Source organism: Aquibacillus koreensis, assembly GCF_025154055.1.
Taxonomy (GTDB): domain Bacteria; phylum Bacillota; class Bacilli; order Bacillales; family Amphibacillaceae; genus Aquibacillus_C; species Aquibacillus_C koreensis.
In genome coordinates this window covers 88,366-100,567 of sequence record NZ_JAOALK010000043.1, presented here as the reverse complement: position 1 = coordinate 100,567, position 12,202 = coordinate 88,366, and the positions used below count along the sequence as shown (strand labels likewise).

Here is a 12,202-nt window from a genome sequence, read left to right as displayed (position 1 = left end):
GAGCGATTTTAATCATAGAACAATATTTAAAAAGGTGAATTAATAATAAATAATCGAATTCGTTTGTGGGAGGGAGAACATGAAAAAATTACTTGGGATAGATTTAGGTGGAACAACAGTAAAATTTGCAATTTTGACAGAAGAAGGCGAACTGCAACAACAGTGGAATATTGACACGGATATCAGTGAGGAAGGGAATAATATCGTCCCTACTATTTTGGATTCAATTAAGGAGCGATTTAATTTATATGGGCTATCTTCGGAAGATTTTTTAGGAATTGGAATGGGTTCCCCGGGCTCAGTGGACATAGAGAATGGTACCGTTATTGGCGCCTATAATTTGAATTGGCGTACGTTGCAGCCTGTGAAACAGCAAATGGAAGCGGCTCTTGGCATTCCGTTCTTTCTCGATAATGATGCAAATGTAGCAGCGCTAGGAGAACAATGGAAAGGTGCCGGTGATGGGAATAGCAATGTTGTTCTTATTACACTTGGTACTGGCGTTGGCGGTGGCATTGTTTCAGAAGGTAATCTGGTTCATGGGATTAGTGCTGCAGGTGAAGTAGGCCATTTAAATGTTGATCCGACTGGCTATGCATGCACATGTGGAAATGTCGGTTGTTTAGAGACAGTCGCTAGCGCTACAGGTGTTGTCCGCCTAGCAAAAGATTTTGCTGAAGAGTATGCAGGCGATTCCGAATTAAAAGCACTGATCGATGATGGACAAGAAGTGACGGCTAAAACAGTGTTCGATCAAGCAAAAGCGGAAGATCCACTAGCAAAAATAGTTGTCGATAAATTTTATTTTTACTTAGGCTTAGCATCTGCTAACATCGCAAACATTTTACATCCGAATACAATTGTCATAGGTGGCGGTGTATCGGCTGCGGGTGAAATGCTAATTAAAGGTGTGGAAGCGTATTTCCAAAAATACGCGTTTCCTCCTATTAAGACAACAACAAAAATAAAATTAGCGGAGTTAGGCAATACGGCTGGCGTAATCGGTGCAGCATCGTTAGTGAAATTGTATAGCTAATATTTTTAAATGCGTAAGTCCAAAAGATGGGCTTACGCATTTTGTTGTATATTCGCGTGCTAGCAAATTTTGAGCGTCCACCACTAACTAAGGTGGGACTGACGTGTACTCCTTATATTACAATGCTTGAATGGCACTACGATCCTGATTTAATTTTAATTCATCATCAAAATAACCATCAAAGTTTTTCCAAATGCCATGGGCAGGTGAAATACATATATTATTTTTGTCATTTAGAAATGCCGAATTGTCATGAAGTCCTAGCGCGTGTTCTGTTTGTTTTAGTAAATAAATACGCATAGTTGTTGAGGGTTTTAGTTCGTTTTTTATGGTTGTATAAAAGTGTATTGCTTTTTCCTTCGTCTCTTTTCGGGTATATAATAACTGAATGATGTGAAAGTATACCCCAAGTGATAGCTCGGTGCTTTGTAATTTGGCAAGGCGTTCCTGGTCTTCCGTAAGAAAATCGATATAATTCCAAACAACCTGTGGAAGCTCCTTCAACGTGTCTGATAAATATTCGGTAACCAATTGATCAATCAGACCAAGGGTGTAAATATGTATATCCTTTTCCTCTAATTTTGTCTCAAGACCTTCGATTAACATGCGTCTCAAAAAAGTGTTCCCAGCTCGAACGGTTTCGTAATCAGTTGAGAAAAGGGAATATTGGTATAACTGCATGGCAACAAAAAAGCGATTACGCTTGGCGAGTTCATACGCAGGAAAATCACCAATTGCTACTTCGCTCTTCACAAAGCAAGATCCTAATAAAAACATTGTGATAAACGTGATGGCTGCAGCCACTGTAAATGAGATAGATGATATTACTTCAGGCGAGAGCACCATCAAAAGCACAGAAAGAATCGTGAGTACACCCCATAAAGATATACTCGCTAAGGGTCCTGCAAGAATTGCCTTGGCATACGTTTTTTGAAGTCGATCGATGTCTTCGTTGTTTTTTACTACTTCCACATCTGGGATGGCTATACCACCTATTAACGTGACATTATTAGGTCGGAGCTTTAATTTCCACCGCCCATTCTCTTTAATAAAAAGAAACACGGTAATAAAAATAGCCCTCATTTTTATCCCATTTTTCGAAAAGCTAAAAGCATGGCCAAGCTCATGAATGCCAACTGCTAAAATATAAAGTATTAGTACAATAAAAACATTGCTATACCATGGAAGTATCATGTATTCCGGAGGGACTTCTATCATCGCAGTTAATATGCCGATCAAAAAACCAATGGCGCCCCCAATCAAGATCGTTAAGATAAAGTTCCTTAATTTGTTTCTCTTCCTATTTTCCATCGTAATGATTCCCCTTGTCTTTTTGATAACAAGATGTGAGATCTAGAAGAGTATGAAACAACTTTTTTTAGGAATATATGTCCATTATACGTTGAGGAAAGTTTTACCACAATGCTTATTATATGCGTTTTATGACTATTCTTGCGTGTAGTGTAATTATAATGATTTTCATCCGTCTAAGTATGGGAGAAGAAATAAGAAGAATAATAAGAATGCCGACTTAGAAAGGATGAATTGCATTGCGAATAGGGCAAGTTGTATTTATACTGTGCTTCCTAATTGTTACTTTAGGTGGCTGTTCGGGTGGCAATGAAGAACCGCCTTCAGACGATCAGAAAAATGCAGATCAAGATCAGTCTACGGATCATCAAAACGGACAGTCTGATTCAGGAGAAGAGGATGACCAAGATCAAGACAATACATTAGAAAAAGCTGAAATTGAACGTCTAAATCAAGGATTCAGAGAGAGTATTGTCCAAGCAACTGATGATGATCAAAAAGTCAAAAACTATGCTAGTAAGGATGAACTCATAGAAGATGTAACGAAGTATGCAGATCAAGCACTCGCAAAAGAATATGTAGATTTATATTATAAAGAAGAGAATGGCAACCTTTATCTGATCCCTAAAGAGGGACCAGTGTTATTACAGGAAGAAGTTCCGTATGAATTCGGCGAGAATGAAGACGGGGAGTACTATGTTTCCCAAGAAGATGAAGATGCATTACGAGGCAGCTATTATTTCTATATGACTTTTACCCAAAAACAAGATGGATGGGTCATTCAAGATATCAAGCTAGACTTTGAAGAAGACCATGTTGATGAAGATGTACCAGATCAGCCAGAGGAAGAGGACCAAGAGGAACCGGACCAAGAGCAAGAGGAAGCTGGTGATGATCAACATACGAATGAAGAAGTAGTCTATTCACCCAAACAAATACAACAAGAAGGAAAATTAATTTTAGTAAACAAGACACACAAGCTTCCGGCAGACTATGTACCTGAAGAGTTAGTAATCCCTGATGTGGATTTTTCATTTGAAGAAGATTTGCCAAAAAAACAGATGAGACAAATTGCCGCACAAGCTTTAGAGAATATGTTTGCGGCTGCATCCAAGGAAGAAATAACGTTATATGCTGTGTCTGGCTACCGTTCTTTTGATCGACAGGATATAATTTTTAATTATAATGCCAATCAACACGGGGAAGCGTACGCCAATCAGTTTAGCGCAAGACCCGGTGAAAGTGAACACCAGACAGGGTTAACGATGGATGTTACGAGTAGATCCGTTAACTTTGGCTTAATTCAACGATTCGGCGAAACGGAAGAAGGAAAATGGGTAAAAGCAAATGCACATAAATATGGATTTGTCGTGCGGTATCCGGAAGATAAGCAGCATATCACTGGTTACACGTATGAGCCGTGGCATTTGAGATATGTTGGCAATGAAGTAGCTACTGAAATGTTTGAAAGAGAAATTACCTTTGAAGAGTTCTTAGGTGTTGTGAAGGCAAATGGCTAGTCGATGTAACTTAAACAAAGGGAGTTGTTTTTAACAGCTCCTATTTTTTATATGTAATTCTTTATTTATAGCGATTAAGACATTACCTCGATGAAATACAACATACCAATACAAAATAGGATTAAGAAAGGATCACTTATAGCCACTTTTTTTCCTTCAGCCATATTATAGATGAATAATTTCAAAACAATAAAAGTAATCAAGACAATAAAAGTAATTTGGAAAAATGGAATTAATACGTTCTCACTAAATATCGATTGTATGACAAGTACTGTAATCCCAAACAAAAAACCAATAATCTTTTTACTTTTTTTATAAACGTCATCATTGAAAATAATATCTTTGACCGTAAATTCATTATTCACGATCCCTTCCCCCCTTGGTGCAATTTTAACATATTATTCCACTTTTTGTGAGAGGTTTGACGTTTTTCATCTTATCAGAGATGCATATAGTTTAACTTCAATTTACGGACCAACATATCCATAATAATGGTTCTTATACACCGATTTTCGGCATAAGGTAGTAATTGTTGGTAATAACATGTACAATGAAGAGTAAGGGATTTACCCTTTAGGTCGTTTGGTGGTAATAATCACCACTTAGGAGGGTAGGTCACACAGGAAGGATGACAATATGTCAAACGTATTATACCAAGCTAAAGTTGGAGATGGTTTTGCGAAGAAAAGTCTGCTTCGTAAGAATTCGTTATTTAAAACTGCTGGAGAGGCTGTTTCTGAAGCATTGGCGATTAAAGAATCGCTCGATAAGAAATATAAGAACAAAATTCAGTGGGATTATAACGGAATTATGTCTGGATCGGTAGAGAAGGTTAAAATTCTTCAGGGGCTTTTAAATGGAGATAAGAAGACAATACCTTTTTATCTTCAAATTGTAACAGTTGGGGACGAAACAAATGTAACGCCGTCATCTCCAAAAAAACCACAAAAGATTAGTGCTAAAGACAAAAAAGTAGTGAATCAGGCTATTAGTTTCTTGAAATAAGCTATTTACGCAAATGCATGTGTACTTATACGTACAAAAACGGGGTATTGTCTAGGACGATACCCCGTTTTTGTATGCCTTTTTTACTTTAACCTGAGGTAGGATTAATTACGGACTACTACGGACAGTAACTATGAATATCCTTCTGTTCTTGTCCGAGGAGGGGTCAACTATGGACTATGATTGTCCGAGTATGCAATCATGAGCAACAATAATTCACATAAAAAAAGATGACCCTTGATGAGTCATCTTTGCTAGAATAAAAAGTATTGTTTCATCTTCATATCAATTAATTATTCACCAATCATTTCATCTACTTTATCGCGGTTGTTTTCAATCCACTCTGCTGCTAAATCTTCGAAAGATGTACCGTTATCTTCGTTCTCACTGATCATCGCTTCTAGTTCGGCGATAGAAATACTCCAGTTCGATAAGATTTCATACGCCTCAGGATGTGTTTCTTCAATGCCTTTATAAGATAACACATAGACGTTATCAGCTTGGAAGTAGTCGTCTTGACCTTCTAAGAATTTCAAATCGTTACGCGCAAAGATAGAGTGTGGTCTCCAAGCAGTGAAAACAACTGGATCTTGGTTATCAATTTTACCTTGTACCACAGAAATCATTGCGCCCTCACTAGAAGGTTTTAACTCAAAGCCTTGGTCCTCTAGCTTTTCGCCCTCCATTAATTCTTTGGAAAGTTCTACAATCCCTGCACCTTCCGAGATCGTAATTACTTCGCCATCATATTTATCTGCATTTGCTTTCAAATCTTCAATTGAATTTTCCTCCACGTAAGAAGGTACGACCCAACCTAGATTTGCATTTTCATAACTTGTAGCTACTTTTACTAGATCATCTTGGAACTCTTCCCATCTTGGCGCTTCCGTATATGGTAACCATGCATCCATGAAGAAATCAATCTCTTCGTTTTTCATTCCTTCCCAAATCATCGGTTGGGAAACGTGTTGTACTTCTACCTCATAGCCTTGTTCTTCCAATATCTGTTTTGCAATCTGTGTTGGTGGTGCAGTACTTGACCAAGGAGTTTGTCCAAAAACAAGCGTACCTTTTTCATCTGATCCTTCATTATTTGTTTGTTCATCTGTTGTAGTGTTGTCGGTATTTTCATTTTCAGTCGTATTATTTTCCTCATTACCACAAGCGACTAGCGTTAATAATACTACAGTTATAATTGCGAATAAAAACTTTTTCATCATCGTTGTCCCCTTTTCTAGTTGTTTAATTTATTAAATACCTCTTGCATAGTATCTGGCGTATATTGTAGTGAATCTACGGCTTCTGATTTCCAGACATCGAATGCTTCCCCGTTTATACGGTTGAGGATGTTGGTTGTGTCATATATGTTAAGATTGTATATCCAATTTGCCATCATCATCATAGCGGCCATGTGCGAGCCAGTATTGGAGGCAGCGCATATGTCTTTGATGAGGTGGATTTTATAATCTCTGAAATAGGCATCAAATACAGATGTTAATAAACATCCATCCGTTACCACGCCACCAATGACAACATGTTCGACGTTGAGGCTTCTTAGTGTAAGGTCAAGACTTGTTTCGTGAAAAGCACTCCAACGATACTTATCGATAACAATGTCCCCGTCTTCTGGCTTGATCTCATCTAAGATTTCGATGCTTTCGTTTGCTGTGTTGTAGTAAAATGGTGAGCCATCCTCGTTTAAAGGTTCTCCTAAGGAAAGCCCTACGCCATCTTCTCGGTTTATTTGACGCGTGTATATAATCGGGATGTTTTGTTCTCTAAATCCATTAATCAGATCTCGTGCATTGGATACTACTTGCTCCATTTGCTCAAGTCCAAAATTACTTTCCTTTTGGAGATCAATGAGTACCAGTGCGGTATTCTGTCTGTTCATGTTGTTATGTCTCCTTTTTGTTTGCTTGTTTTGGTAAAAATTCGAATATCTCTCCGGACTCCATGGAGTTGGCAAGTCGCATGGTCCAATCAAAATACTCGTAGGAATCTTTAATGAGTGTTAGATCTTGTTTTGCTTTTTCTCTTACTTGTGAATCTGTTGTTGTGTCTTGTACAATTTCTTCGAGTATCGGTTCTACTTGTTCAGTTGCCTTCATGATTAAACTGCGTTCCTGACGTATTTTTTTAATATAGAAAGTAAGAAAGTTTCGCAAGTAGTCCTTTTCTGCAACATAGTGGTCTTTACGATCGCCTTTTTTCCAAACTTTCGTAACCATATCGGTCTCTAATAGTTCGCGCATACCATTGCTGACACTTGCTTTACTCATAGCTACTTGGTCTTTTATCTCATCAAGCGTTAATGGTTCTTGTGAAAAATAAAGCACACCGTAGATCCGTCCCACTGAAGGGGTGACACCATAAATCACCATCGATTGTGCAATCGCACTAATCATCATATCTCTGGCTTGTTCTACGGACTGAGACTCGTTAGACAAAGCTTTCACCTCTTTCGTTCAGTTTGTTTAGTTTGTATTGAATATATTAAACATAATAAACAACAAGCGTGCCAATGTCAAATGCAGTTAAGGGAAGTGGAGCTACTAGAACGTAGAAACTTCGCATAACCACTGGACCTAGGCTATGCTTTTACTTATTATCTTTAAGACAAAAATACATACCCGATAATATTTATTTTGATAGGAGATAGAATAAAGGTGTGTGCGGTAAACGAAGGAGGATTTAGATGGATAAAGATATGCATTATGGTGATGATTATAAATTTATTCCTGCAACCTCTATTGGAAGTGGTGTTGGGATCGAGGTTTTACCAGACTTGTTCAGTTATACCGTTCAAATCGTTAATATTATGTTAGTGGGGGCAACTAGAGATGCTTTTGTTTTAGTAGATGCGGGAATGCCTAATCAAGCGGAGGAGATCATTGCCGCAGTAGAAGATCGGTTTGGGCCGGATAGTCGTCCAAAGGCAATCATCTTAACACATGGTCACTTTGATCATGTTGGTGCTATTATTGAGTTAGTACGCCGCTGGGACGTTCCTGTTTATGCCCATGAATTGGAGTTACCTTACTTAACGGGGAAAAAGAGTTACGCTGAGCCAGATCCAACGGTGGAAGGTGGGATGGTAGCGAAAATGTCACCGCTATTTCCAAACGAACCGATCGATTTAGGAAGTAGTATTGAAAAGCTACCTTCAGATGGGTCCATCCCTCATATGCCAGATTTTAAGTGGGTGCATACACCTGGTCACACGCCTGGACATGTTTCTCTGTTTAGGGAAAAAGATCGGGCATTAATTGTAGGAGACGCATTTGTAACAGTTAAACAGGATTCTCTTTATAAAGTATTAACACAAGAACAGGAAATAAACGGTCCGCCTAGATATTTAACAACAGACTGGAAAGCAGCAAAGGAATCAGTCGATAAATTAGAAGCGTTAAAGCCGTCTGTTGCGGTTACAGGACATGGAAAACCGATGTCTGGAGAACAATTAACAAACAGTCTAGCGCAACTAGCACGTGATTTTGATCGGATTGCAGTTCCGGACCATGGGAAGTATGTGGATAAGGATGTTCATTAAGTAGAGGAGAAAAAAATTCCTAGATACACAGTGACGGGTTCGATTGAGAGGGAGATAATTGTAATTAGTATTGAAGAAAACTCCTTTTCCTAATTTATATAATTAGCATGTTAATTAACAAATTAAATACCAAGGAGATTAGCAGACCGAATCTTGGGTCTGTTTTTTCTTGTTTTTTGGTAGAACTTTACCATTTAGTGATACAATTAAGTGAGATTGTGAAGTGTTGATCTTAAAGTAACTGGCAGGAAATAGTGACTTATATACAATTAAGAACATAGTATCTGATAAGAATTAATTTTTATTGAATTTATTTAGACTCGGAAAAAGGGGGATAGTATGTCAAACAGAAGAACAGATAGAAGAAGGGGTTATTTAGAAGCAATTCTAACTAATATTGCACTAGTACTTATGATATATGTTGGATTTACCTAAAGTTCCAAGTTATATCATAATAAGGTTTTGTGACTGTTTTCTGTATTGTGTGGTATGAGTTATTCGTACTTAAAAGAAAAAATAAGTATTAGTTAGATTATCACTAACGGATGAATTACGAGCAAGGAAAGCTTAACGGTTGGCACTTTGTCTAAATATTAATGTTATAAAGAATGAAGTGTAATATAATAATTTATATAACACCTTAAAAAGGAGGTATAACACATGAGCACGAAAGAAGAAGTAATTAAACTAATTAGGGATTTACCGGAAAGTGTAACCCTCGATGATATCATGCAAGAACTTTATATAAGAAAGAAAATAGAAAAAGGAATTAAAGAACTGGATGCACAAAAATATGTTTCTCATGAAGTAGTTAAGGAGAAGTTAGGGAAATGGCTGAATTAAGATGGGCAGAATCTGCTGTAAAAGATTTAGATAACATTTGTACCTATATTGCTGAAGACTCCGAAGAGTACGCAAGGATGTTTGCAAGAAAAATTATGGATGCAATTGAAACTACTGCTGTTTTCCCTAATTCTGGTCGGATTGTTTCAGAACTGAAAGATGAAAAGATTAGAGAAAAAGTATTATCTAACTACAGGATAATTTATCGAATTAATAATGATGCAGTAGAAGTCGTTCGAATCATCCACAATGCTAGAAACTTTAAATATATAAACCAATAAACATCATGGCTCTGAATTGTTGGCTATGATGTTTTTTTATGAAAATTTAAGAAGTATTGTCAAGTAATACACTTAAAGTAACGGCCAGATACTTGAATAAGACCAGTTTAGGTTCAGATACTAAACTGAGGTGAAAATTATGAAAAAGTTAACTGCAATCCTTACTTTAACAATGATTTTAGTAAGCTATGACACTCCAGCATTTTCACAAACGATAAATGAAGCTGATACGGAGTTATGCGAAACACTTAAGTATGCACTAATCAATAGCTTACGAGAGCCAATTGATAAAGCAATATTTGAAATTTATAAAGATGACGAAGATGCACCAGAAGGTCTTAGGTGGGATTCATATGATACGGAGATACTAAAGATAAAGCAGTTATATGGTGTAGGTGGAGCATATGAACTCACATTAAAAGTAAAACCTTTTTATCGTGCCCATATTACTTATGGTGAAGATATAATTGTAGTAAGTGCAGATGGTGAGTTAATTGATTATGAACATCTAAAAACTTATCCAAGAGTGTATTTTAACTAACAAATAGTTCTACTCTTATTCCACTAAGCACCCATTACTGGAACAACACTAACTACTATTCAGAAAGGGTTTTTAGATGTAGTTTTCGAAACAGGAATGTTGAACAAGCAAAGATACTGACAAAGTACCTTCATTGTTTAATTAAAAGGTCAGGTATAAGTGAGCTGAAAGACATAAAGACGGACATTGGTGAACTAAAAACGGAACAAGCAAGGTTAGAAGTAGGGCAACAAAAGTTACAGCAAAACTTGATTGAAAGTTTAGGGACTTATACAGAGAAAATTACTGAACATGTTATGACAAAAGCGAAGTATGGAATAAAAGAGTTTATAAAGTTGAATCTGAAATAGAGAGATTAAGCAGACAGTAAGAAAGCAAAAGCATCATAACTGTCTTTTTTCTTTTGCAATATTGTGACCTTCTTCACTTATAGTAAAACTCCCTTTTAGTTGTCTGTTTTTATTATCGTATATATTTAACATTAGTTTTAACACACTAAATAACACCCCTTTTAGCAACTATGGATAAATTTATTAATTGATTTGATACGAAAAGGGGTGTTAAAAATATGTGATTTGGTCTGTTAATTAATATGCTATTTCCTATGTTTTTCTAACAAAATGTTTTATGTTGCTTTTTCCATCTTAGCGGCTTTTTGTTCTGCTTTTTCTGTAACAAAAAGCGCAATGACCATGCCGACGAGTGATAAAATCGAAGCGAATAAGAAGGCGCTATTATAGCCGTGTAGCATGGCGTTATTGGCGACTTGCAATTCTGCTTCTTTTTCACTTAGCCCCGCTAAAATAGAAAGGTCAGGCTTGTAATTACTCATACTTGTGGTTAAGATCGTGAATAAAATGGCGGTACCGATTGAACCGGCAACCTGCTGTAACGTGTTAGCCATGGCGGATCCGTGCGCGTGCCAAGCATCCGGTATTTGGTTTAAACCGGCAGTCATGACTGGCATCATAGCCATCGCGAGGCCAAACATTCGAATGGCGTAGATGGTTGTCATAAATGCAAATGATGTATCCATGGATAAATTGGTGAACACAAAAGTTGTGACGGCTACGATCGCTAAACCAGGTACTGCTAATTTTCTTGCTCCAAATTTATCGAATAACATGCCTGTAATTGGCGACATGATCCCCATGACAATCGCACCTGGAAGTAACATTAATCCTGATTCTAATGCAGAGAAGCCTCTTAATGTTTGCATGTACATCGGCAACACCATTTCTGCACCGATCATCGACATCATTACAATCATTGTAATAATTAAGGCAAGTGTAAAAATGTTAAACTTAAAAACTTTAAATTGTAGTAATGGTGTAGCTAGTTTCAATTGACGCCAGATAAATAAAGCTAATATCACTGCACCAGCAATGATCGAAATGACCACGATTTTATCTTCCCAACCGTGTTCACCAGCAGTACTAAATCCATATAGTAAACCACCAAATCCGAAAGAAGATAGCAGGATTGATAGAATATCAATTTTTGGCTTCGTTACTCTGGTTACATTTTTAACGTAGAAAAAGGCCAACACAACCGTTAACACAACGATCGGCAACACAACATAGAACAATGCGCGCCAATGGAAGAATTCTATGATTAGACCGGAGAGTGTAGGACCGATTGCAGGGCCAAATGAAATGACGATTCCGGCCATACCCATCGCGCGACCTCGACGCTCTTTAGGGATAACTGTTAAAATAACCGTCATCATCAACGGAAGCATAATGCCTGAACCAGTTGCCTGGACGATTCTACCTGCTAAAAGTACAGGAAATACATGTGCGATCGAACTGATAAATGTTCCAAGCCCAAATATACTAAAAGCAGTTAAGAATAGTTTTCTCGTAGTAAAACGCTCAATTAAAAAAGCGGAAATCGGAATCATTACCCCATTTGTTAATAGAAAGGCAGTAGTGAGCCACTGTACTTTGTTTTCCGTAACCCCTAAGTCATCCATAATGGATGGCAGTGCAGTTGCTAGTAATGTTTCGTTTAGAATACCAACAAATGCACCAATAAGCAAAACGGCCAGCATCGGACCGGTTTTTAAATTTTCTTTATCAAAATTGTTTATTTGTTCCCCCATAAACTAGA

General features: G+C 37.3%; 13 protein-coding genes. 7 read left to right on the top strand and 6 right to left on the bottom strand.

Translation table 11 applies throughout. The features are described 5' to 3' along the window. The first annotated feature begins 79 nt into the window (after window positions 1-79). Window positions 80-1,036 (top strand): ROK family glucokinase, encoded by a 957-nt coding sequence (locus tag NYQ66_RS12260; RefSeq protein ID WP_259869887.1) that lies wholly within the window; start codon window positions 80-82, stop codon window positions 1,034-1,036. A gap of 117 nt (window positions 1,037-1,153) precedes the next feature. Here the strand turns inward: NYQ66_RS12260 and NYQ66_RS12255 are convergent, their stop codons facing one another. Beyond that, window positions 1,154-2,347, bottom strand: a complete 1,194-nt coding sequence (locus NYQ66_RS12255) for a M50 family metallopeptidase (RefSeq protein WP_259869884.1) — start codon at window positions 2,345-2,347, stop codon at window positions 1,154-1,156. Window positions 2,348-2,586: 239 nt separating this feature from the next. Here NYQ66_RS12255 and NYQ66_RS12250 point away from each other — a divergent pair, with 239 nt between their 5' ends. Beyond that, window positions 2,587-3,867: a M15 family metallopeptidase gene (locus NYQ66_RS12250; RefSeq protein ID WP_259869882.1), complete on the top strand. Its 1,281-nt coding sequence runs from the start codon at window positions 2,587-2,589 to the stop codon at window positions 3,865-3,867. A gap of 74 nt (window positions 3,868-3,941) precedes the next feature. On the opposite strand, the gene NYQ66_RS12245 is transcribed toward NYQ66_RS12250, so the two are convergent. Continuing rightward, entirely contained in the window at window positions 3,942-4,232 is a 291-nt protein-coding gene (locus tag NYQ66_RS12245) for a hypothetical protein (protein ID WP_259869880.1), read from the bottom strand. A gap of 271 nt (window positions 4,233-4,503) precedes the next feature. Here NYQ66_RS12245 and NYQ66_RS12240 point away from each other — a divergent pair, with 271 nt between their 5' ends. Next, entirely contained in the window at window positions 4,504-4,872 is a 369-nt protein-coding gene (locus NYQ66_RS12240; RefSeq protein ID WP_259869878.1) for a hypothetical protein, read from the top strand. A 293-nt stretch (window positions 4,873-5,165) separates the two neighbouring features. Here the strand turns inward: NYQ66_RS12240 and NYQ66_RS12235 are convergent, their stop codons facing one another. From NYQ66_RS12235 to NYQ66_RS12225, 3 genes are read right to left on the bottom strand one after another with little or no spacing between them, the layout of a single operon-like run. Further along, window positions 5,166-6,089: a glycine betaine ABC transporter substrate-binding protein gene (locus NYQ66_RS12235; protein WP_259869876.1), complete on the bottom strand. Its 924-nt coding sequence runs from the start codon at window positions 6,087-6,089 to the stop codon at window positions 5,166-5,168. Between the two features lie 17 nt (window positions 6,090-6,106). Beyond that, a complete protein-coding gene (locus NYQ66_RS12230) occupies window positions 6,107-6,766 on the bottom strand; it encodes a cysteine hydrolase family protein (RefSeq protein WP_259869874.1) in 660 nt (219 codons plus the stop codon). 4 nt (window positions 6,767-6,770) lie between these two features. Beyond that, window positions 6,771-7,322, bottom strand: coding sequence for a GbsR/MarR family transcriptional regulator (locus NYQ66_RS12225; protein ID WP_259869872.1), 552 nt, complete (start codon window positions 7,320-7,322; stop codon window positions 6,771-6,773). Between the two features lie 248 nt (window positions 7,323-7,570). Here NYQ66_RS12225 and NYQ66_RS12220 point away from each other — a divergent pair, with 248 nt between their 5' ends. The 4 genes from NYQ66_RS12220 to NYQ66_RS12205 all read left to right on the top strand — a co-directional run bounded on the left by NYQ66_RS12220 (window position 7,571) and on the right by NYQ66_RS12205 (window position 10,090). Continuing rightward, window positions 7,571-8,425: an MBL fold metallo-hydrolase gene (locus NYQ66_RS12220; protein ID WP_259869870.1), complete on the top strand. Its 855-nt coding sequence runs from the start codon at window positions 7,571-7,573 to the stop codon at window positions 8,423-8,425. Window positions 8,426-9,085: 660 nt separating this feature from the next. Next, window positions 9,086-9,268 carry a hypothetical protein gene (locus NYQ66_RS12215; protein WP_259869869.1) on the top strand — a complete coding sequence of 61 codons (183 nt, stop codon included), beginning with the start codon at window positions 9,086-9,088 and terminating at the stop codon, window positions 9,266-9,268. Further along, window positions 9,256-9,549, top strand: coding sequence for a type II toxin-antitoxin system RelE/ParE family toxin (locus NYQ66_RS12210; protein WP_259869867.1), 294 nt, complete (start codon window positions 9,256-9,258; stop codon window positions 9,547-9,549). The genes NYQ66_RS12215 and NYQ66_RS12210 overlap by 13 nt, the downstream gene beginning before the upstream one ends. A 139-nt stretch (window positions 9,550-9,688) precedes the next feature. Beyond that, on the top strand, window positions 9,689-10,090 hold the full coding sequence (locus NYQ66_RS12205; protein ID WP_259869864.1) for a DUF3888 domain-containing protein: 402 nt from the start codon (window positions 9,689-9,691) through the stop codon (window positions 10,088-10,090). 625 nt (window positions 10,091-10,715) lie between these two features. On the opposite strand, the gene NYQ66_RS12200 is transcribed toward NYQ66_RS12205, so the two are convergent. Next, window positions 10,716-12,194 carry an MDR family MFS transporter gene (locus tag NYQ66_RS12200; RefSeq protein ID WP_259869862.1) on the bottom strand — a complete coding sequence of 493 codons (1,479 nt, stop codon included), beginning with the start codon at window positions 12,192-12,194 and terminating at the stop codon, window positions 10,716-10,718. Window positions 12,195-12,202: the final 8 nt, after the last annotated feature.

Bases quoted from the DNA above. Each gene is read 5' to 3' on its own strand.
- NYQ66_RS12260 (WP_259869887.1), top strand. From the start codon at position 80: ATGAAAAAATTACTTGGGATAGATTTAGGTGGAACAACAGTAAAATTT.
- NYQ66_RS12255 (WP_259869884.1), bottom strand. From the start codon at position 2,347: ATGGAAAATAGGAAGAGAAACAAATTAAGGAACTTTATCTTAACGATC.
- NYQ66_RS12240 (WP_259869878.1), top strand. From the start codon at position 4,504: ATGTCAAACGTATTATACCAAGCTAAAGTTGGAGATGGTTTTGCGAAG.
- NYQ66_RS12235 (WP_259869876.1), bottom strand. From the start codon at position 6,089: ATGAAAAAGTTTTTATTCGCAATTATAACTGTAGTATTATTAACGCTA.
- NYQ66_RS12230 (WP_259869874.1), bottom strand. From the start codon at position 6,766: ATGAACAGACAGAATACCGCACTGGTACTCATTGATCTCCAAAAGGAA.
- NYQ66_RS12220 (WP_259869870.1), top strand. From the start codon at position 7,571: ATGGATAAAGATATGCATTATGGTGATGATTATAAATTTATTCCTGCA.
- NYQ66_RS12215 (WP_259869869.1), top strand. From the start codon at position 9,086: ATGAGCACGAAAGAAGAAGTAATTAAACTAATTAGGGATTTACCGGAA.
- NYQ66_RS12210 (WP_259869867.1), top strand. From the start codon at position 9,256: ATGGCTGAATTAAGATGGGCAGAATCTGCTGTAAAAGATTTAGATAAC.
- NYQ66_RS12205 (WP_259869864.1), top strand. From the start codon at position 9,689: ATGAAAAAGTTAACTGCAATCCTTACTTTAACAATGATTTTAGTAAGC.
- NYQ66_RS12200 (WP_259869862.1), bottom strand. From the start codon at position 12,194: ATGGGGGAACAAATAAACAATTTTGATAAAGAAAATTTAAAAACCGGT.